General features: G+C 52.9%; 15 protein-coding genes and 3 tRNA genes. 10 read left to right on the top strand and 8 right to left on the bottom strand.

The features are described 5' to 3' along the window. Window positions 1-109 precede the first annotated feature (109 nt). Genes ptrA through recD form a run of 3 tightly spaced genes read left to right on the top strand, consistent with a single transcriptional unit; the run spans window position 110 to window position 8,354 of the window. The gene (ptrA, locus tag AC6EMZ_RS18250; protein WP_498404175.1) at window positions 110-2,992 is read left to right on the top strand and encodes a pitrilysin; all 2,883 of its coding nucleotides are present in this window, start codon (window positions 110-112) and stop codon (window positions 2,990-2,992) included. Further along, window positions 2,989-6,534 (top strand): exodeoxyribonuclease V subunit beta, encoded by a 3,546-nt coding sequence (gene recB, locus AC6EMZ_RS18245; RefSeq protein WP_498404174.1) that lies wholly within the window; start codon window positions 2,989-2,991, stop codon window positions 6,532-6,534. The genes ptrA and recB overlap by 4 nt, the downstream gene beginning before the upstream one ends. Then, entirely contained in the window at window positions 6,531-8,354 is a 1,824-nt protein-coding gene (gene recD / locus AC6EMZ_RS18240) for an exodeoxyribonuclease V subunit alpha (RefSeq protein WP_498404173.1), read from the top strand. The genes recB and recD overlap by 4 nt, the downstream gene beginning before the upstream one ends. Before the next feature lie 15 nt (window positions 8,355-8,369). Here the strand turns inward: recD and argA are convergent, their stop codons facing one another. Then, window positions 8,370-9,701 carry an amino-acid N-acetyltransferase gene (gene argA, locus AC6EMZ_RS18235; protein WP_498404172.1) on the bottom strand — a complete coding sequence of 444 codons (1,332 nt, stop codon included), beginning with the start codon at window positions 9,699-9,701 and terminating at the stop codon, window positions 8,370-8,372. 227 nt (window positions 9,702-9,928) lie between these two features. On the opposite strand from argA, the gene amiC reads away from it, so the two are divergent. Beyond that, window positions 9,929-11,182 carry an N-acetylmuramoyl-L-alanine amidase AmiC gene (amiC, locus tag AC6EMZ_RS18230; RefSeq protein ID WP_498404171.1) on the top strand — a complete coding sequence of 418 codons (1,254 nt, stop codon included), beginning with the start codon at window positions 9,929-9,931 and terminating at the stop codon, window positions 11,180-11,182. 88 nt (window positions 11,183-11,270) lie between these two features. Here the strand turns inward: amiC and AC6EMZ_RS18225 are convergent. The 3 genes from AC6EMZ_RS18225 to AC6EMZ_RS18215 form a co-directional block, all read right to left on the bottom strand. Next, window positions 11,271-11,347, bottom strand: a tRNA-Met gene (locus tag AC6EMZ_RS18225). Window positions 11,348-11,403: 56 nt separating this feature from the next. Continuing rightward, window positions 11,404-11,480: transfer RNA gene (locus AC6EMZ_RS18220), tRNA-Met, on the bottom strand. 56 nt (window positions 11,481-11,536) lie between these two features. Beyond that, window positions 11,537-11,613 (bottom strand) — tRNA-Met (locus tag AC6EMZ_RS18215). Between the two features lie 209 nt (window positions 11,614-11,822). Here AC6EMZ_RS18215 and mltA point away from each other — a divergent pair. Together mltA and tcdA are read left to right on the top strand one after the other, a co-directional pair. Continuing rightward, window positions 11,823-12,920, top strand: coding sequence for a murein transglycosylase A (gene mltA, locus AC6EMZ_RS18210; RefSeq protein WP_498404170.1), 1,098 nt, complete (start codon window positions 11,823-11,825; stop codon window positions 12,918-12,920). 95 nt (window positions 12,921-13,015) lie between these two features. Next, window positions 13,016-13,822: a tRNA cyclic N6-threonylcarbamoyladenosine(37) synthase TcdA gene (gene tcdA, locus AC6EMZ_RS18205; RefSeq protein ID WP_498404169.1), complete on the top strand. Its 807-nt coding sequence runs from the start codon at window positions 13,016-13,018 to the stop codon at window positions 13,820-13,822. Here the strand turns inward: tcdA and csdE are convergent. Both csdE and csdA read right to left on the bottom strand, forming a co-directional pair. Continuing rightward, window positions 13,813-14,259: a cysteine desulfurase sulfur acceptor subunit CsdE gene (csdE, locus tag AC6EMZ_RS18200; protein WP_498404168.1), complete on the bottom strand. Its 447-nt coding sequence runs from the start codon at window positions 14,257-14,259 to the stop codon at window positions 13,813-13,815. The two genes, tcdA and csdE, sit on opposite strands and share 10 nt — an antisense overlap. Next, window positions 14,259-15,464 (bottom strand): cysteine desulfurase CsdA, encoded by a 1,206-nt coding sequence (gene csdA / locus AC6EMZ_RS18195; RefSeq protein ID WP_498404167.1) that lies wholly within the window; start codon window positions 15,462-15,464, stop codon window positions 14,259-14,261. The genes csdE and csdA overlap by 1 nt, the downstream gene beginning before the upstream one ends. A gap of 191 nt (window positions 15,465-15,655) precedes the next feature. Here csdA and AC6EMZ_RS18190 point away from each other — a divergent pair, with 191 nt between their 5' ends. The 4 genes from AC6EMZ_RS18190 to rlmM all read left to right on the top strand — a co-directional run bounded on the left by AC6EMZ_RS18190 (window position 15,656) and on the right by rlmM (window position 18,679). After that, entirely contained in the window at window positions 15,656-15,883 is a 228-nt protein-coding gene (locus AC6EMZ_RS18190; protein ID WP_498404166.1) for a YgdI/YgdR family lipoprotein, read from the top strand. 347 nt (window positions 15,884-16,230) lie between these two features. Further along, the gene (gcvA, locus tag AC6EMZ_RS18185) at window positions 16,231-17,145 is read left to right on the top strand and encodes a glycine cleavage system transcriptional regulator GcvA (protein WP_498404165.1); all 915 of its coding nucleotides are present in this window, start codon (window positions 16,231-16,233) and stop codon (window positions 17,143-17,145) included. A gap of 45 nt (window positions 17,146-17,190) precedes the next feature. Next, window positions 17,191-17,586: a DUF423 domain-containing protein gene (locus tag AC6EMZ_RS18180; protein ID WP_498404164.1), complete on the top strand. Its 396-nt coding sequence runs from the start codon at window positions 17,191-17,193 to the stop codon at window positions 17,584-17,586. Further along, on the top strand, window positions 17,579-18,679 hold the full coding sequence (rlmM, locus tag AC6EMZ_RS18175; protein ID WP_498404163.1) for a 23S rRNA (cytidine(2498)-2'-O)-methyltransferase RlmM: 1,101 nt from the start codon (window positions 17,579-17,581) through the stop codon (window positions 18,677-18,679). Before AC6EMZ_RS18180 ends, rlmM begins: the two co-directional genes overlap by 8 nt. A gap of 34 nt (window positions 18,680-18,713) precedes the next feature. On the opposite strand, the gene fucR is transcribed toward rlmM, so the two are convergent. Continuing rightward, a complete protein-coding gene (gene fucR, locus AC6EMZ_RS18170; RefSeq protein ID WP_498404162.1) occupies window positions 18,714-19,430 on the bottom strand; it encodes an L-fucose operon activator in 717 nt (238 codons plus the stop codon). A gap of 58 nt (window positions 19,431-19,488) precedes the next feature. Next, complete coding sequence (gene fucU / locus AC6EMZ_RS18165; protein WP_498404161.1) at window positions 19,489-19,911, bottom strand: L-fucose mutarotase; 423 nt, start codon at window positions 19,909-19,911, stop codon at window positions 19,489-19,491. Between the last annotated feature and the right edge of the window lies 1 nt (window position 19,912).

The following is a 19,912-nucleotide window of genomic DNA, read 5'->3' as shown; positions in this document are numbered from 1 at the left end:
TTCATTTATTATGCCCATCTTGTCACGGACTGATGTATCAACAGAAAGAGATGCTGGCACGTCCAGCACGCAGTTTGTTAATGATGTAGCCGTGATAAAGAGGTAGTGAATGCCAGGCAGCACCTTGTTGAAAGCGTTTGTATTGTTTGTCGCCCTTTGGGCTCCCCTCACTCAGGCAGACACCGGTTGGCAACCCGTTCAGGAAACAATCCGTAAGAGCGAAAAAGACACCCGTCAGTATCAGGCCATTCGCCTTGATAACGGTATGACCGTGCTGCTGGTTTCCGATCCGCAGGCGGTTAAATCCCTTTCTGCGCTGGTGGTGCCGGTTGGCTCACTGGAAGATCCAGATTCACATCTTGGCCTTGCGCACTATCTTGAGCATATGACACTGATGGGTTCTAAAAAGTACCCACAGCCGGATAGCCTCTCTGAATTCCTGAAAATGCATGGCGGTAGCCACAACGCCAGCACGGCACCGTATCGCACGGCGTTTTATCTCGAAGTCGAAAACGACGCGCTGGAAGGGGCCGTTGACCGTCTGGCCGATGCTATTGCCTCGCCTTTGCTGGGTAAAAAATACGCCGATCGTGAGCGTAATGCGGTGAATGCCGAATTGACGATGGCGCGTACACGAGACGGCATGCGCATGGCGCAGGTCAGCGCCGAAACTATCAACCCGGCGCACCCAGGCTCACGTTTTTCAGGTGGTAATCTGGAAACGTTGAGCGATAAACCGAACAACCCGGTCCTAGATGCTCTGCATGCATTTCGGGATAAATACTATTCCGCTAACTTAATGAAGGCGGTTATCTACAGCAACAAGCCGCTGCCTGACCTGGCGAGGATTGCCGCGCAAACCTATGGTCGCGTACCCAATAAAAACATCGAAAGGCCGCAGATTACGGTTCCGTTGGTCACTGATGAACAAAAAGGCGTCATCATTCATTATGTTCCTGCAATGCCTCGCAAGGTGTTGCGCGTAGAATTCCGTATTGAAAACAATACGGCGCAGTTCCGCAGCAAAACGGATGAACTGGTTACCTACCTTATCGGCAATCGTAGCCCGGATACGCTTTCAGACTGGCTGCAAAAACAAGGGCTGGTAGAAGGGATCCGCGCTGACTCCGATCCAGTAGTAAACGGCAACAGCGGCGTGTTGGCGATTTCTGCAACCCTAACCGATAAAGGCCTCGCGCATCGTGATGAAGTTGTCGCGGCTATCTTCAGCTATCTGTCGCTGCTGCGCGAAAAGGGCGTGGATAAGCGTTACTTTGATGAACTGGCGCATGTGCTGGATCTCGACTTCCGTTATCCGTCCATTACGCGCGATATGGATTATGTCGAATGGCTGGCCGATACCATGATCCGCGTTCCGGTGGAGCATACCCTGGATGCGGTTAACATCGCCGACCAGTATGACGCAGAAGCCATCAAGGCGCGTCTGGCGATGATGACCCCGCAAAATGCTCGTATCTGGTACATCAGCCCGAAAGAGCCGCACAACAAAACCGCCTATTTCGTCGACGCCCCTTATCAGGTTGACAAGATCGGCGAGAAAACCTTTGCAGCCTGGCAGAAAAAAGCGGGTGAAATTAGCCTGAAGTTGCCGGAGTTAAACCCCTACATACCTGATGACTTCACGTTGGTTAAGCCTGCAAAGGACTACCCGCATCCAGAACTGATCGTTAACGAACCAACGCTTCGCGTGGTTTATACGCCGAGCCGCTATTTTGCTAGCGAGCCCAAGGCTGATGTGAGTGTCATTCTGCGTAATCCGCAGGCTATGGACAGCGCTAAGAATCAGGTGATATTCGCGCTGAACGATTATCTGGCAGGGATCGCGTTGGATCAGCTCAGCAATCAGGCTGCGGTGGGAGGGATCAGTTTCTCGACCAATGCCAACAATGGGCTGATGGTGAATGCTAACGGTTATACCCAGCGTTTGCCGCAGTTGTTCCAGGCATTGCTGGAAGGATACTTTAGCTATACCCCGACGGAAGAACAGCTTGAGCAGGCTAAATCCTGGTATGCCCAAATGATGGATTCGGCGGAGAAGGGCAAAGCTTTTGACCAGGCGATTATGCCTGTGCAGATGCTGTCGCAAATCCCCTATTTCCAACGTGAAACGCGTCGTGCATTGCTGCCATCTATTTCGCTGAAAGAGGTGATGGATTACCGCACCGCGCTGAAAACCAACTCCCGTCCCGAGTTTCTGATTGTCGGTAATATGAGCGAAGAGCAGGCAAAGACGCTTGCGCAGAATGTTCGCACCCAACTGGGCGCGCACGGTAATGAGTGGTGTCGTAATCAGGATGTGCTGGTTGAAAAGCAGCAGAATGTCATCTTTGAAAAAGCAGGTAGCAGCACCGATTCCGCACTCGCTGCAGTCTTTGTTCCTACCGGTTATGACGAGTTTGCCAGTTCTGCCTACAGCGCGGTATTAGGGCAAATTATCCAGCCGTGGTTCTACAACCAATTGCGCACCGAAGAGCAGCTTGGCTATGCGGTATTTGCGTTCTCAATGAACGTGGGTCGCCAGTGGGGCCTGGGATTCCTGCTGCAAAGTAGTGACAAGCAGCCCGCTTTCCTTTGGAGGCGTTATCAGGCCTTCTTCCCGCAAGCAGAAGAAAAACTGCGAGCGATGAAGCCAGAAGAGTTCGCCCAAATCCAGCAGGCGGTTATTGCCCAGGTGTTGCAGGCTCCGCAAACGTTAGGTGAAGAAGCGTCGCAGCTCAGCAAAGATTTTGACAGAGGTAATCTGGCGTTCGATTCGCGTGATAAAGTAGTGGCTGAGATAAAACAGCTGACACCTCAAAAGGTTGCCGATTTCTTCCACCAGGCGGTGGTGAAGCCGCAAGGCATGGCATGCTTATCCCAGGTTTCCGGCAGCCAGAATGGAAAAGCGGACTATGTTAATCCGCAGGGCTGGAAGGTGTGGGAGAGCGTCAGCGCATTGCAACAAACTATGCCCTGGAGCAAGAAAGAATGACCGATACCGTTGAGTCCCTTGATCCCTTACGTTTACCTCTTCAGGGTGAACGATTGATTGAAGCCTCAGCGGGAACGGGAAAAACCTTTACTATTGCCGCGCTTTACCTGCGTCTGCTGTTAGGTCTTGGCGGTAATACCGCTTTTCCACGACCGCTGAGCGTGGAAGAGCTGCTGGTGGTGACCTTCACCGAGGCCGCGACGGCAGAGCTGCGTGGCCGTATCCGAACAAACATTCATGAACTGCGTATTGCCTGTTTGCGTCAAACTACAAATGACCCGCTTTATGCCCGTCTTCTTGAAGAGATAGCCGATAAACAACAAGCCGCACAGTGGTTGCTGCTTGCTGAGCGTCAAATGGATGAAGCTGCGGTCTTTACCATTCACGGTTTCTGTCAGCGCATGTTGAGTCTGAATGCGTTCGAATCAGGCATGCTCTTTGAGCAACAGCTTATCGAAGATGAATCCGAGCTTCGCTATCAGGCGTGTGCGGATTTCTGGCGTCGCCACTGTTATCCGCTTTCGCGCGATATCGCTGAAGCAGTACATGCATTGTGGAAAGGCCCAGAAGCACTGCTGCGTGCCATCGATCGTTATTTACAGGGTGAAGCGCCCGTTATCAAATCACCGCCTCCGGCGGACGAAACGCTGGCGTCTCGTCATGAAAAAATCGTCTCGCTGATTGTCGCCCTGAAGCAAAAATGGTGTGAATCGGTTGGCGATATTGACGCGATTATCGAAAGCTCCGGTATCGACAGACGCAAGTTCAACCGGGGCAATCAGGCAAAATGGATTGAAAAAATCACAGCCTGGGCGCAGGAAGAGACGCGCGGCTATCAGTTGCCTGATGCACTGGAAAAATTCTCTCAGCGTTTTCTGACAGAACGTACCAAAGCGGACGGGATCGTCCCTGAACATCCGCTGTTTATCGCTATCGAGACACTGCTAGCCGAGCCCCTTACGCTTAACGATTTAATGATTACCCGCGCGATGGCGGAGATACGTGAAACGGTTGCACGCGAGAAGCGTCGTCGCGGCGAACTTGGGTTTGACGATATGCTCAGCCGTCTGGATGAAGCCCTTAGAAGTGAAAGCGGCGAAGCGCTTGCTGCTGCTATTCGCACCCGTTTCCCGGTGGCGATGATTGATGAATTCCAGGACACCGATCCGCAACAGTACCGCATTTTTCGTCGTATCTGGCGTCAGCAACCTGATACCGCATTGCTGCTGATTGGCGACCCTAAGCAGGCGATTTATGCTTTCCGTGGTGCAGACATCTTCACCTACATGAAAGCGCGCAGCGAAGTGGAAGCTCACTACACGCTGGATACCAACTGGCGCTCAGCGCCCGGTATGGTGGCAAGCGTGAATGCGCTTTTTGAGCGCATGGACAATGCCTTTATGTTCCGGGAGATTCCTTTTCATCCGGTAAAGTCAGCGGCGAGAAATGCCTCCCTTCGCTTTGAGTTTAAAGGTATCGACCAGCCCGCCATGAATTTTTGCCTGATGGAAGGTGAGGGCTGCGGTGTTGCTGACTACCAGAACGCCATGGCTCAGCACTGCGCCGCGCAAATTCGTGACTGGCTCAGCGCAGGTGTGAGCGGAGAGGCCGTACTGTGGAAAGAGAAAACGTCTCGGCCAGTCAGGGCGTCGGATATTACCGTTCTGGTACGCAGTCGACAGGAGGCATCACTGGTACGTGATGCGCTTACGGTCCTCAATATTCCTTCGGTTTATCTTTCTAATCGCGACAGCGTATTCGACACATTGGAAGCGCAGGAGATGCTCTGGCTGCTCCAGGCCGTGTTGACGCCAGAACGTGAAAGCACGCTGCGAAGCGCGCTGGCGAGTTCAATGCTGGGTCTTAATGCGCTTGATATCGATGCGTTGAATAACGATGAAAATCAATGGGATGAAGCGGTAGAGGAATTTGCCTACTATCGTGAGCGTTGGCAAAAGCGTGGTGTGATGACGATGCTGCGCGAGCTCATCACACGGCGTCAGATTGCCGAAAATATGCTGGCAACACCCGGTGGTGAGCGGCGTCTTACGGACATTTTGCATATCAGCGAGCTATTACAAGAAGCGGGATCGCAACTGGAAAGCGAACATGCGCTGGTACGCTGGCTATCGCAACACCTTGCCGATCCTAATAGCAATGCAGCAAGCCAGCAGATGCGGCTGGAAAGCGATAAGCATCTGGTTCAGATAGTCACCATCCATAAGTCGAAAGGGCTGGAGTATTCGCTGGTGTGGTTGCCGTTTATCGCCAATTATCGTGCGCAGGATCAGGCGTTTTATCACGATCGCGTGTCGTTTGAACCGGTTCTCGATCTCAGCCAGGCGCAGACGAGTATTGAACTTGCCGAGGCCGAGCGCCTGGCAGAAGATTTACGCCTGCTGTACGTCGCATTGACTCGCTCCATCTGGCATTGCAGTCTGGGTGTGGCCCCGATTTTCCGCCGTCGTGGAGAGAAGTCCGGCGAGACTGATTTCCATCACAGCGCATTAGGACGGCTGATTCAACAGGGGGAGCCAACAGACGCTCTCGGGCTTCGCCAGCGTCTTGAAGCGTTGTGCGATGACAACATCGCGCTAACGGTGCCTGGCCAACCGGATAATGCTCGCTGGCAAATGCCAGAGCAACCTGCTCCGGAACTCGACGCGCGACAAATCACGCGAACCCTCGTTGATGACTGGCGCGTTACCAGCTATTCCGGCTTACAGCAGCATGGCCAGACGTTTGCGCAAGACCTCATGCCGCGACTGGATGTAGACGCTTCAGGCGTCGGTGAAGTGCTTGAACAACCCGCACTGACGCCGCATCAGTTTCCGCGTGGCGCATCGCCAGGCACATTTCTACATAGCCTTTTTGAAACGCTTGATTTCACCCAGCCAGTATCAGAGGAATGGGTGTTGGAGATGCTGCAAAAAGGAGGCTACGCGGAGCACTGGCAACCCGTGATGACGCAGTGGATTGCGTCTGTTTTGCAGGTGCCATTAATGGAAGAGGGCGTTTCGCTGAGCCAGCTTACTGCCAAAGACAAACAGGTCGAGATGGAGTTTTATCTACCGATTTCCGGGCCGCTTACGGCTGATGCTCTTGATACCATTATTCGCGAACACGATCCGCTTTCGAAAGACTGCCCGCCGCTCAACTTCCGCCAGGTAAGCGGCATGTTGAAAGGCTTTATCGATCTGGTGTTCCGTCATGAAGGCCGCTATTACCTGCTCGATTACAAGTCCAACTGGCTGGGCGAAAACAGCGAGGCCTATACCCAGCAAGCGATGGCCGCAGCGATGCAGTCGCACCGTTACGACCTACAGTATCAGCTGTATACGCTGGCGCTGCACCGCTATCTGCGTCATCGCATTGCTGACTACACCTACGAAAAATGTTTCGGTGGTGTGATTTATCTCTTTTTACGCGGCGTTGATGTGAATAAACCAGGCTCCGGGATCTTTACCACCCGTCCTGACGGCGAGCTGATTGATAAAATGGACCGGCTTTTCGCCGCAAGCACAGAGGAGGTGGTTCAATGACGATGCAAAAGTTATTGCTTGAGGCCGTAGAGCAGCGCGTGCTTCGCCAGCTCGACGTGCAGTTTGCCATGATGGTAGCAGGTCACGATCGGCCCGCCGTCATGCTAGCGGCAGCTATCCTGAGTAAAGACGCAGGGGATGGGCATGTTTGTTTGCCGCTCTCGCGCCTTGTCGTCGACGACAAAACGTCGGCACCGCTTCAGGCATGTTTTGCAATGCTGGGTGAGACGGTCGACTGGCAAGATACGTTGCTAGAATCAGCTGCCGTAAGCACCGGAGACGCGGCAACGCCCTTAATTCTCAGTGCCGGGCGGTTATATCTTAACCGTATGTGGCGCTATGAACTTGCCATTGCTCGTTTCTTCAACGAAGCCAATCAGCCGTTGCAGTATGACGCTAAGCAATTACAACACACTCTGGATACCTTATTTGCTTCTACTGAATCGGTGAACTGGCAAAAAGTGGCCGCCGCAGTGGCGCTGACGCGACGGATTTCGGTGATTTCCGGCGGCCCTGGGACAGGTAAAACGACCACGGTGGCTAAATTACTCGCGGCGCTTATTCAGATGGCAGGTGAGCAAAAATGCCGTATCCGTCTGGCGGCTCCGACGGGTAAAGCGGCAGCGCGTCTTACCCAGTCGCTGGGCGGCACTTTACACTCTCTCCCACTTACTGACGCGCAGCGGCAACGCTTCCCGAATGAAGCCAGCACGCTGCACCGTTTGCTCGGCGCGCAGCCGGGCAGTCAGCGCCTGCGTTACCACGCGGGTAATCCGCTACATCTTGACGTCCTGGTGGTGGATGAAGCCTCCATGATCGACCTGACCATGATGTCGCGCCTGATTGATGCATTGCCGCCGCACGCCCGGGTTATTTTCCTGGGCGATCGCGATCAACTGGCCTCGGTGGAGGCCGGAGCAGTGCTGGGGGATATTTGTCATTATGCCAGCGTCGGCTATACCACACCGCGGGCGAAGGAGTTAGCGCAGCTCACCAATGCCCCTATTGAAGGTGAACCGAGTCTGGTTGCCGGGGCATTGCGCGACAGTTTATGTCTACTGCAAAAAAGCTACCGTTTTGGCAGTGACTCCGGAATTGGCCAGCTTGCGGCGGCGGTCAATCGTGGCGATCGTCAGGCTATCAGGGCCGTGTTTAGCGGGTCTTTCAGCGATATAGAGAAAAAACAGCTGCAAACCGGCGAAGAGTATCTGGCTATGCTAGATGATGCCTTGCTGGGATATCAGCGTTATCTGACCTGTGTGCAGCAGCAGGAAAGCCCGGAAGTGGTTATTGCCGCCTTTGGCGAATACCAGCTGTTGTGCGCGCTACGAGAAGGCCCGTTTGGCGTAGCGGGGTTGAATGAGCGTCTGGAGCAAGTGCTCGTTCAGAAACGTAAAATTACCCGCCAGCAGCACTCGCGCTGGTACGAGGGACGTCCGGTAATGATCTCCCGCAATGACAGCGCGCTTGGGCTGTTTAACGGTGATATCGGAATTGCTCTCGATCGTGGGCAGGGGCTACGCGTGTGGTTTCAGATGCCTGATGGCAGCGTGAAGTCGGTGCAGCCTAGCCGTCTTCCTGAGCACGAAACGGCGTGGGCGATGACGGTGCATAAATCGCAGGGTTCAGAGTTTGATCATGCGGCACTTATTCTCCCCGCGCAGATGTCGCCGGTTGTTACGCGCGAGCTGGTTTATACCGCTATTACGCGCGCGCGCAAACGGCTGTCGCTGTATGCCGACGATCGGGTGTTGGCGCAGGCCGTCACCACCCGTACGGAGCGCCGCAGCGGATTAAGCGCGATTTTCGAAGCACTTTAACAGTGCGGTTGGGGATTAGCCCAGGTCGGCCATGAGTACCTTTGAGCGGCGCTGATAGTTGTACATCTCTTTTTTACTTTCCGGCAGCAAGTCGATGTCTACCGGCGTGAATCCGCGTTCCTGGAACCAGTGGATGCTGCGCGTCGTCAGCACAAACAGTTTGCTCAGGCCAATCTGTCTTGCCTGAGCGGCAATGCGCTCCAGCAGAACCTCTCCGCGCGACGAGCTGCGATAATCTGGATGCACTGCTACGCAGGCCATCTCACCGATTTTTTCTTCCGGGAAAGGATAAAGCGCCGCGCAGGCGATGGTGAGGTTGTCGCGTTGAATAATGGTAAATTTGTCGATTTCCATTTCCAACTGCTCACGCGAACGGCGAACCAAAATGCCTTGTTGCTCCAGCGGGCGAATCAATTCCAGAATACCGCCGATATCATTGATGGTGGCGCGACGAATTTGCTCTGCGCTTTCCATCACAATCTGGGTGCCGATACCATCGCGAGAGAACAGCTCTTGCAGCAGCGCGCCATCTTCCTGATAACTAATTAGATGGCTGCGACGCACGCCGCTACGGCACGCTTTAACCGCCCCCCGCAGGAAACGCACCGTACCAGAGTGATAATCGCCTTGCTGCTCCAGCGTTTCTACACGTGCCTGTGCTTCGTTTGGGAACAGTTCGGAAACGATATCGCCGGACTCGTTAAACACACCCTGAGAGGAGCAAAAACCGATCATCTTCTCTGCTTTCAGCTTAATGGCCAACTGGGTGGCGACTTCTTCAGAGGTGAGGTTAAAGCTTTCCCCGGTAACGGAAACCGCGACCGGCCCCATCAGAACGATTGCCCCGTTATCCAACTGACGATGAATGGCTTCTTCGTCGATACGACGGATACGCCCGCTGTGGCAGTAATCGATCCCATCGTCCACGCCCAGCGGCTGTGAGATGATAAAATTGCCGCTCACCACATTAATATGCGCGCCCTGCAACGGGGTATTGTTGAGGCTCATCGACAACCGCGCCGTGATATCGAGCTGGAGCAGGCCAGCGGCTTGCTTAACCAGTTCAAGGGTTTTGGCATCGGTGACGCGGGTGTGCTTGTGATAGAGAGGTTCATGATGGTGTGTCGCGAGGTTAGCATCAATTTGCGGACGCGCACCGTACACCACAACCAGACGAATGCCTAGGCTGTGCAACAAGCCGATATCGTTGACAATACTGGAAAAGTTCTCATGCTCAATGGCTTCGCCACCCAGCATGATGACAAACGTTTTTCCGCGATGGGTATTAATATAGGGGACAGAATGACGAAATCCCTGGACCAACTCGGTTCTACGTTCCTTTACCACGGCACAACCCTCAATGAATGTTTATTCGTATTTTCTGTATTTTTATTCGATTATTGCCGTGTGCGCAAGCCTAAATTATTGTTGAACCATAGAAATGATTAAGTCATACGTGCGTTAATGCATGATTGTTTACCCTTTTATTGATGACAGGTTATGCGTCATTCGTTAAAGTTTTCGGTCAATTTGGGCATTTTGTGTATGAATTTGATTTCTTGCTCGGGAGAGGCATGTCGGGATCCAAAACAAAAATAAGTCGTCGCCGCTTGTTACAAGGCGCTGGAGCGATGTGGTTGCTCAGCGTTAGTCAGGTTGCGCTTGCTGCCGTCAGCCAGGTTGTGGCGGTACGCGTCTGGCCGTCTTCGACTTATACACGCGTGACCGTAGAGTCCAACCAGGTGCTGAAATATAAGCAGTTTGCACTCAGCAATCCTGAGCGTGTGGTGGTGGATATCGAAGGGGTTAATTTGAATTCCGTGCTCAAAGGCATGGGAGCACAGATTCGCGGTGACGATCCTTACATTAAATCAGCCCGCGTGGGACAGTTTGATCCACAAACCGTGCGTATGGTCTTCGAGCTTAAACAGAACGTGAAGCCGCAGCTTTTCGCCCTTGCGCCAGTGGCTGGGTTTAAAGAGCGTCTGGTGATGGATCTTTACCCAGCCAACGCGACGGACATTCAGGATCCACTGCTTGCGCTACTTGAAGATTACAACAAAGGCGATCTGGAAAAGCAGGTTCCGCCTGCACAAAGTGGTCCGAAGCCGGGTAAGGCAGGGCGCGATCGTCCGATAGTGATCATGCTCGATCCGGGGCACGGCGGTGAAGACTCCGGCGCGGTAGGCAAATATCACACGCGCGAAAAAGACGTAGTGCTGCAAATTGGCCGACGGCTGAAAGCGCTGATCGACAAAGAAGGCAATATGCGCGCGTATATGACGCGAAATGAGGACGTGTTTATTCCGCTCAAAGTCCGCGTTGCTAAAGCGCAGAAACAGCGAGCTGACCTTTTTGTCTCCATTCATGCGGACGCCTTTACCAGCCGGCAGCCCAGCGGTTCGTCGGTGTTTGCGCTCTCAACTAAAGGCGCAACCAGCACCGCCGCGCGGCTATTGGCAGATTCGCAAAACGCCTCTGACCTTATCGGGGGCGTCAGTAAAAGCGGTGACCGTTATGTCGATCACACCCTGTTCGATATGGTGCAGTCATTAACCATTACCGACAGCCTGAAGTTTGGTAAAGCGGTGCTGGGCAAGCTTGGTAACGTGAATAAGCTGCATAAAAACAGCGTTGAACAGGCTGGGTTTGCAGTGTTGAAAGCCCCGGATATTCCTTCAATCCTCGTCGAAACTGCGTTCATCAGTAACGTAGAAGAAGAACGGAAACTCAAAACAGCGAAATTCCAACAGGAAGTGGCAGAATCTATTTTGGCAGGGATAAAGGCGTATTTCTCAGACGGCGCGACGTTAGCGAGACTGGGATAGTGTTTACAAGCCGGGTCACGCCCGGCGCATTCACAAATGACAGATACAAAAAAACACCCAAAAGGGTGCTTAATGTTTTAAGAAGAATTGGTTGCGGGGGCCAGATTTGAACTGACGACCTTCGGGTTATGAGCCCGACGAGCTACCGGGCTGCTCCACCCCGCGTCCGTCTTTACTCTTCATCGAGTAATCTTCTTACTGCTTTCAAACTACTGCATAGTTGGTTGCGGGGGCCAGATTTGAACTGACGACCTTCGGGTTATGAGCCCGACGAGCTACCAGGCTGCTCCACCCCGCGTCCGGTTTTACTCTTCCATCGAGTAAACGCTTTAATTATACATTGTACTGCTTAATTGGTTGCGGGGGCCAGATTTGAACTGACGACCTTCGGGTTATGAGCCCGACGAGCTACCAGGCTGCTCCACCCCGCGTCCGTGGATGCGCACTATACTCGGATGACTTTTTGATGCAACCCTTTTTCACATAAAAAACTAAAATAGTATATGAATTGAACGACATCGCGACATCTGGCCTATTTATTGCGCAAAATTGGCTTTAGGTGATGTGATCACATTTCAATAGCCCTGGCGGTTTGTTATCTTCATCACGAAGATAAAGGGCAACTACAAGACGAGATATAATGAAAGGACGTTGGGCGAAGTATCTAATGACGGGCGCAATGGTAGCGATGCTTGCGGCCTGCTCCTCTAAACCGACCGATCGGGGTCAGCAATATAAAGATGGGAAATTCACCCAGCCTTTCTCTTTAGTTAACCAGCCAGATGCGGTGGGTGCGCCAATCAACGCAGGTGACTTTGCCGAGCAGGTCAGTCAGATCCGCACCGCGTCACCTCGTCTATACGGCTCGCAGAACAGCGTGTATAACGCCGTCCAGGACTGGCTGCGTGCCGGGGGCGATACACGGACCATGCGTCAGTACGGTATAGATGCATGGCAGATGGAAGGTGCCGATAACTACGGCAACGTTCAGTTTACCGGTTACTACACGCCGGTCGTTCAGGCGCGGCACACTCGCCAGGGCGAGTTCCAGTATCCAATCTACCGCATGCCGCCGAAACGGGGTCGTTTGCCGTCTCGCGCTGACATCTATTCAGGCGCGTTAAACGAAACTTACGTGCTGGCCTACAGCAACTCTCTGATGGACAACTTCATCATGGACGTACAGGGCAGCGGCTATATTGATTTTGGTGATGGTTCACCGCTTAACTTCTTTAGCTACTCTGGCAAGAACGGCCACGCCTACCGCAGTATCGGTAAGGTGCTTATCGATCGTGGTGAAGTAAAGAAAGAAGATATGTCGATGCAGGCTATTCGCGAATGGGGTGAAAAGCACAGCGAAGCCGACGTGCGTGAGCTGCTGGAGCAGAACCCGTCGTTCGTCTTCTTTAAACCGCAAAACTATGCGCCAGTGAAAGGTGCGAGCGCAGTGCCGCTGATTGGCCGTGCGTCGGTCGCCTCGGATCGTTCTATTATTCCGGCAGGTACCACGCTGTTGGCTGAAGTGCCGCAGCTAGATAATAACGGTAAGTTCAGCGGTCAGTACGAATTACGCCTGATGGTCGCTCTGGATGTTGGTGGCGCGATTAAAGGTCAGCACTTTGATATTTACCAGGGCGTTGGTCCGGATGCCGGGCATCGTGCGGGCTGGTATAACCACTATGGTCGCGTATGGGTCCTGAAACCAGCGCCCGGTGCTGGCAACGTTTTCAGCGGCTAATTGTGGTAATATCGAACACATAGCTATCCTTCTTCTCCTGACTGGAGAGGGGCAGGGTGAGGGTGAAACCTCACCCTTTTTACATCTGAGGTCTTATGTCTGTGGTAATCAGCGATGCCTGGCGTCAACGCTTTGGCGGCACGGCACGTTTATATGGTGAAAAAGCCCTGCAACTGTTCGCGGAGTCGCACGTTTGTGTGGTTGGCATTGGCGGGGTCGGTTCATGGGCGGCAGAAGCGTTGGCCCGTACCGGCATTGGCGCGATCACCTTGATCGATATGGATGATGTCTGCGTCACAAATACCAATCGTCAGATCCATGCGCTGCGCGATAGCGTAGGGCTGGCTAAGTCAGAAGTGATGGCTGAACGTATTCGCCTGATCAATCCAGAGTGTCGCGTCACGGTGATTGATGATTTCGTGACCGCGGATAACGTCGCGGAATATATGAGCGCGGGCTTTAGCTATGTCATTGACGCTATCGATAGCGTGCGGCCAAAAGCCGCGCTGATTGCTTACTGTCGACGCTACAAGGTTCCGTTGGTGACAACAGGCGGCGCAGGTGGACAGATCGATCCCACACAAATCCAGGTGACCGATCTGGCGAAAACCATTCAGGATCCACTGGCTGCCAAACTGCGTGAAAGGCTGAAGAGCGATTTCAACGTGGTGAAAAACAGTAAAGGAAAGCTGGGCGTAGACTGCGTATTTTCAACAGAAGCGCTGGTGTATCCGCAGGCCGATGGCTCGGTCTGCGCAATGAAAAGCACGGCGGAAGGCCCCAAGCGGATGGATTGCGCATCCGGTTTTGGTGCGGCGACAATGGTCACCGCAACCTTTGGTTTTATCGCGGTTTCGCACGCGCTTAAGAAAATGTTGGCAAAAGCCAGTCGTCAGGCTTGAGTTTGTCGCGCAGCGTTGAGTACTGCTTCGCTAAGCGCAGTCAATCCCTGGCTGCGTGAAGCGCTCAACTGGCCGCGTAAACCCAGTTCCTCAAACAGGGCCAGGGGATCGCCTGCCAGCAGTTGCTCTGCGCTTTTACCTTCGACTGCCGTCAACAATACGGCCAGCAGGCCGCGAACAATACGCCCCTCGCTGTCGCCAAAGAAATGCAGCTTATCCCCTGAAGATGCGACCCCAAGCCAGACACGGTTTTCACAGCCGGCAATCTCTTTGGCCTGCGCCTTAAGCTCGTCAGAAAGAGCCGGGAGCTTTTTGCCCAGCATAATCAGCTGGCGGTATTTATCTTCCCACTGCGTGAGCGGAAGAAAGGTTTGCCGCAACGTCTCTTCAGTAATCGTGCTGCCGAAAGGATGCCCGGCTAAAGCGGAACTCGTCATTAATCCACCAGTAATTCAAGAGCGCGATCGATAGCTGCAACGAGCGCTTCTACATCGCGTTGAGTGTTGTACGGTGCGAAAGACGCGCGAAGCGTCCCGCTTACGCCCAGTGCCGCCAGAAGAGGCTGCGCGCAGTGTTGTCCCCCGCGCAGTGCGATACCGTACTCTGCCAGCAGCGTCACGAGGTCGCTGTGATGAACGTCCTTAAAGTCAAATGCCAGAAGGCTTGAGTCTTGAACCCGATAGGATCGAAAACCGGGGCGTTCTTTCAGTTCTTCTTCGGCAAGCGTCGCTAGACCACGACTCCAGCATTCGGCCTGGCTGAGATCAGTTTCAGCCAGCCATTCCAGCGCGGCGCTCAATCCAATTACACCCGCCACGTTTGGCGTTCCCGCCTCAAGGCGATAAGGAATTTCCTGCGTTTTAAACCCATCAAAAGTCACTTCGGTGATCATCTTGCCACCACCTAACCACGGGCTCATTTGCGCCAGCAGTTCCGGTTTGCCGTAAAGCGCACCGATTCCGGTTGGTCCGTAAAGTTTGTGACCTGAAAAGGCGTAAAAGTCGATATCAAGCTTCTGTACATCAGCCGGGAAATGCACCACGCCCTGAGCACCGTCCACCATTACGATCGCATTATGGGCGTGAGCAATCTCAATAGCTCGGGCCAGATCGGGGCAGCCGCCCGTCACGTTAGACATTTGCCCCAGCGCCAGAATCCGACTGCGCGGTGTGATGAGCTCAGCGAGTTGTGCGATATCGGGCAGAAGATCGCTACCCAGTGGGAGTTTTACAACGCGCGCCCCGGTTTGTTCCGCCACCATCAGCCACGGCACCAGATTCGCATGATGCTCTGCTTCGCTGACAATAATCTCATCACCGGGTTGCAGGCGCGGACGCGCATAGCACTGAGCGACCATATTAATCGCCTCGGTGGTGCCGCGCGTCCAGACAATGCTTTTTCCGCTTTCGGCGTTCAGCAGGCGGGCAACCTGATCGCGGGCGGCCTCGTAACGTGCTGTCAATTGCTGGGCTTGTGCAAACTGGCTGCGATGGACATTACCTGCGCTGAGGCTATAAAACTGCTGAGTCGCCTCGATAACGGCCAGCGGTTTTAACGCTGTTGCAGCACTATCAAGATAGACACCGGCATCGGCCAGCGCCGGAAACTGTGCGCTAAAGTGCGCAGGGCTAAAAGCGTTCATGGAATTCCTCATCTAATCACTGGATCGTCGCGCAATTTTCACAAGAGGGCAAGGCAGTTGATCTCTATCGGAATTGTCTGCTTATCCTGGCAGTTCCCTGGAAGCAGGTTATGCTGAATAGTGTTAGGCATAAGCATAAGCCTGTTACTAATTGAGATTTAAATAGCATTAATTGCTAAAGGAGATAAATCATGAATAAGACTGCCGCAATCCTTTCTGCCTGTGTGATGACTTTTGCTCTGAGCGCGTGTTCTGGTAATAACTACGTTATGCACACCAATGATGGTCGAACCATCGTGTCGGATGGCAAACCAAAAACCGACAATGAGACTGGAATGATTTCGTATAAAGATGCGAATGGTAACAAGCAGCAGATTAACCGTTCAGATGTGAAAGAGATGGTAGAGCTGAATAAGTAACGGAAATTTAGGCAAAAAAAAGCACCGCAAATAGGCGGTGCTACATTAATCACTATGGACAGACAGGGTAAATGTACAGGAAGTGAAAAAAGGGTAGCTTTGCTACCATGATCTGAATAGCAGACCAATTGCAAACACAACAACACAACATCACAACCGTAAGCCAAAAGCCCTTCAGAACACGCATTCCAAAAAACTTTTCGTTCCGGCTCAGGAAGTGCCGCCACTATAGGTATTTGCTGGTAGTTCCTCAACGGACAAATTATAATGGCTCAGATTAAAAAAACTAATAGGTTAAACGTTGTTTCCTATATGTTAAATTCCTTTAACATCTAAGCCCTATAACCATGTCGAAGCGATTACCACCTCTCAATGCATTACGTGTTTTTGATGCCGCAGCGCGTCATCTCAGCTTCACTCGCGCAGCCGATGAGCTATTTGTGACGCAGGCCGCAGTAAGTCATCAAATCAAGTCACTGGAGGATTTCCTGGGCCTCAAGCTGTTTCGTCGCCGCAACCGTTCCCTGCTTTTAACGGAAGAAGGCCAGAGCTATTTTCAGGATATCAAAGATATTTTTTCCCAACTGACCGAAGCCACTCGTAAACTTCAGGCGCGAAGTGCTAAGGGTGCGTTGACGGTAAGTTTATTACCCAGTTTTGCCATTCAATGGCTGGTGCCAAGGCTCTCAAGCTTTAACTCAGCTTATCCGGGAATTGACGTTCGGATTCAGGCTGTGGACCGCCAGGAAGATAAGCTCGCGGATGATGTAGATGTGGCTATTTTTTATGGCCGAGGTAACTGGCCGGGCTTGCGCGTTGAAAAATTATACGCAGAATATCTTTTACCGGTGTGCTCACCATTATTGCTTACCGGCGACAAAGCGTTGAAAACGCCTGCTGATTTGGCGCAACATACGCTTTTACATGATGCGTCTCGCCGTGACTGGCAAACTTATACCCGCCAATTAGGTCTTAACCATATAAATGTGCAGCATGGCCCCATCTTTAGCCACAGCGCGATGGTGTTACAGGCTGCGATTCACGGACAGGGCGTGGCGTTAGCGAATAACGTCATGGCCCAGTCCGAAATTGAGGCAGGCCGTCTGGTTTGTCCATTTAATGATGTTCTGGTCAGCAAGAATGCATTTTATCTGGTTTGTCATGACAGTCAGGCAGAACTGGGTAAAATAGCCGCCTTCCGGCAGTGGATACTGGTGAAGGCGGCACATGAGCAAGAAAAATTCCGTTTTCGCTATGAGTAAAAACTTCTTTTGTGTGCCGGGCACGCATAACTTTAGGACAGAAACATGACCAGCCGTTTCATGCTGATTTTTGCCGCAGTCAGTGGCTTTATTTTTGTCGCACTGGGCGCTTTTGGCGCCCACGTGTTAAGTAAGTCCTTAGGGGTTGTCGAGATGGGCTGGATCCAGACCGGCCTTGAATATCAAGCGTTTCATACGCTGGCAATCTTTGGGCTTGCGGTAGCGATGCAGCGTCGAATTAGCATCTGGTTTTACTGGAGCAGCGTCTTCATGGCGCTAGGAACCGTGCTTTTCAGTGGCAGTTTGTACTGCCTCGCACTGTCGCATTTACGCCTGTGGGCGTTCGTTACACCGGTTGGCGGCTTTAGCTTCCTGGCCGGTTGGGTATTGATGTTTGTCGGAGCTATCCGTCTGAAACGCAAGGGCGTTGTTCATGAATAAGGTTGTTTTATATTGTCGCCCGGGGTTTGAGAAAGAGTGCGCCGCGGAAATTACGGATAAAGCTGCACGTCGGGAAGTGTTCGGCTTCGCGCGTGTCAAAGAGAACGCGGGCTATGTCGTGTTCGAATGCTATCAGCCCGAAGAGGCCGATAAGCTGGTGCGTGAGCTTCCGTTCAGCTCAATGATCTTTGCTCGCCAGATGTTTGTAGCGGGTGAACTGCTGCGCGACTTGCCGCCAGAAGATCGTATTTCTCCTATCTCTGGCATGCTGCAAGGTGTTGTAGAGAAGGGCGGGGATTTGCGCGTCGAAGTGGCGGACACTAACGAAAGCAAAGAGCTGATGAAGTTTTGCCGCAAGTTAACCGTTCCACTGCGTGCTGCTCTGCGTGAAGTGGGCGTGTTGACGAACTACGAGACAACAAAACGTCCTGTCGTGCATGTCTTCTTTATTGCTCCCGGCTGTTGCTACACGGGTTATTCCTACTCCAATAACAACTCACCGTTTTATATGGGGATTCCGCGTCTGAAATTCCCTTCCGATGCGCCAAGCCGTTCCACGCTGAAACTGGAAGAGGCGTTCCACGTCTTTATCCCAGCAGACGAATGGGATGAGCGCCTGGCGAACGGGATGTATGCGGTCGATCTCGGGGCGTGTCCCGGCGGTTGGACCTACCAGCTGGTGAAGCGCAACATGTGGGTATCTTCTGTCGACAACGGCCCAATGGCGCAGAGCTTGATGGATACCGGACAGGTGACCTGGCTGCGTGAAGACGGATTCCGTTATCGTCCGACCCGCAACAACATTACCTGGATGGTGTGCGATATGGTTGAGAAGCCAGCAAAAGTGGCCGCACTGATGGCGACATGGCTGGTTAACGGCTGGTGCCGTGAGACCATTTTCAACCTCAAGCTGCCAATGAAAAAACGCTACGAAGAGGTGTCTCAAAACCTGGCGTATATTCAGGAGCAGCTGAGCGCGCAGGGCATTAACGCAGAAATTCAGGCGCGTCAGCTTTACCACGACCGTGAAGAAGTGACGGTGCATGTCCGTCGCTGGTGGGCGGCAGTAGGTGGGCGTCGGGACGAGCGATAACACCGGCAAGGCTCCCGGGCTTGAAACCCGGGGGCTATTTCACCACCATGTGCGCATCAGAAATGATATGCGTCACGTCATCCAGATGCCCAATTGCGGCTTCGCCTGAACGATCAAACTTGCTTTTATCAATCAGTAATAGCGATTGCGAAGCGCGCTTAAGCAGCAGCGATTTAAAATCGGCATTGACCGCATTCGAGTCCCAGAGTGCGCCGTTGCTGTCGATGCCTTCACAAGAAAAAATAAACAGGTCAATCTCCAGCGATTTAAGCTGTGAAACCGGCGATGAGCTGACGTAGCAACCATATTTGCGCTGTAAGGTGCCGCCAGAACAGGTCAATTGAATCTGTTCGCGTTTGCTCAACTCCTGGCAGATCGGTTGGCTGTTTGTGAAAACGTGAAGGTCGATATCGGGAAGCTGGCGCGCCAGATGCCAACAGGTCGAGCTGGCATCGAGCGCGATAACCATGCCTTCTTCTATCCAGGCCAGCGCTTCTCGGGCGATATCCGCTTTGTGAGCAAAGTGGCTTTTGCGACGGATATGAAATGGGTCGCCACTATCCTGATTTTCGCGATGAATATATTTAGCGCGCCCGTGGTTACGCAGCACTTTGCCCAGTGCCTGTAGTTCGCTGAGATCGCGGCGAACCGTCTCTTTACTGACGTTAAGCTCTACGGACAATGCTTCCGTCGTCAGGCTTTTATGATTGATCAGCAGGTCTATGATGGCTTGCTGGCGCGCCGCTTTCATCTCTTGTCACTCCATCATTCGGCGACGGCCCACGTTATGCGGGCGTACCGGCACGAGATTACGGCGTTACCCCTTTTTTTAAAAGAATATTCCCGTACTTCGCGCGCTCTCCTGTGATAACGATCGCAAAGGCTTTTTGTGCGCGCTCGTAGAAATCGAAGCGGCCAATACGCGTGATTTCCGGGCAGGGCGTTTGCAGGGAAAGCGCATCGCGGTAGCGAGTTTCAACATCGGGATCGAGCGAGTCGCCTTCCACTGCGGCCATCATGATCAGCGCTGGGGCATACGCGTCGAGTTCAAACAGTGGGATGATGGCGCGTAGCAAGTCGCTCACCTGTAGACCGTCGGCGCGGATCGCTTTTGGCCCCATGCTGTGTGCCGGGAAATGGGCATCAGAAAAAATGATTTCGTCTCCATGACCCATTTCTGACAGCACTTTCAGCAGGTCAGGGGATATCAACGGTGAAATAGTCTTTAGCATC

The organism is Enterobacter sp. SCRI0065, from assembly GCF_059766475.1.
This window is presented reverse-complemented; position numbering and strand designations above follow the sequence as displayed.

What these genes read in the sequence shown, in the direction of transcription:
- ptrA (WP_498404175.1), top strand. Translation starts at nt 110, where the DNA reads ATGCCAGGCAGCACCTTGTTGAAAGCGTTTGTATTGTTTGTCGCCCTT.
- recB (WP_498404174.1), top strand. Translation starts at nt 2,989, where the DNA reads ATGACCGATACCGTTGAGTCCCTTGATCCCTTACGTTTACCTCTTCAG.
- recD (WP_498404173.1), top strand. Translation starts at nt 6,531, where the DNA reads ATGACGATGCAAAAGTTATTGCTTGAGGCCGTAGAGCAGCGCGTGCTT.
- amiC (WP_498404171.1), top strand. Translation starts at nt 9,929, where the DNA reads ATGTCGGGATCCAAAACAAAAATAAGTCGTCGCCGCTTGTTACAAGGC.
- mltA (WP_498404170.1), top strand. Translation starts at nt 11,823, where the DNA reads ATGAAAGGACGTTGGGCGAAGTATCTAATGACGGGCGCAATGGTAGCG.
- tcdA (WP_498404169.1), top strand. Translation starts at nt 13,016, where the DNA reads ATGTCTGTGGTAATCAGCGATGCCTGGCGTCAACGCTTTGGCGGCACG.
- csdE (WP_498404168.1), bottom strand. Translation starts at nt 14,259, where the DNA reads ATGACGAGTTCCGCTTTAGCCGGGCATCCTTTCGGCAGCACGATTACT.
- csdA (WP_498404167.1), bottom strand. Translation starts at nt 15,464, where the DNA reads ATGAACGCTTTTAGCCCTGCGCACTTTAGCGCACAGTTTCCGGCGCTG.
- AC6EMZ_RS18190 (WP_498404166.1), top strand. Translation starts at nt 15,656, where the DNA reads ATGAATAAGACTGCCGCAATCCTTTCTGCCTGTGTGATGACTTTTGCT.
- gcvA (WP_498404165.1), top strand. Translation starts at nt 16,231, where the DNA reads ATGTCGAAGCGATTACCACCTCTCAATGCATTACGTGTTTTTGATGCC.
- AC6EMZ_RS18180 (WP_498404164.1), top strand. Translation starts at nt 17,191, where the DNA reads ATGACCAGCCGTTTCATGCTGATTTTTGCCGCAGTCAGTGGCTTTATT.
- rlmM (WP_498404163.1), top strand. Translation starts at nt 17,579, where the DNA reads ATGAATAAGGTTGTTTTATATTGTCGCCCGGGGTTTGAGAAAGAGTGC.
- fucR (WP_498404162.1), bottom strand. Translation starts at nt 19,430, where the DNA reads ATGAAAGCGGCGCGCCAGCAAGCCATCATAGACCTGCTGATCAATCAT.
- fucU (WP_498404161.1), bottom strand. Translation starts at nt 19,911, where the DNA reads ATGCTAAAGACTATTTCACCGTTGATATCCCCTGACCTGCTGAAAGTG.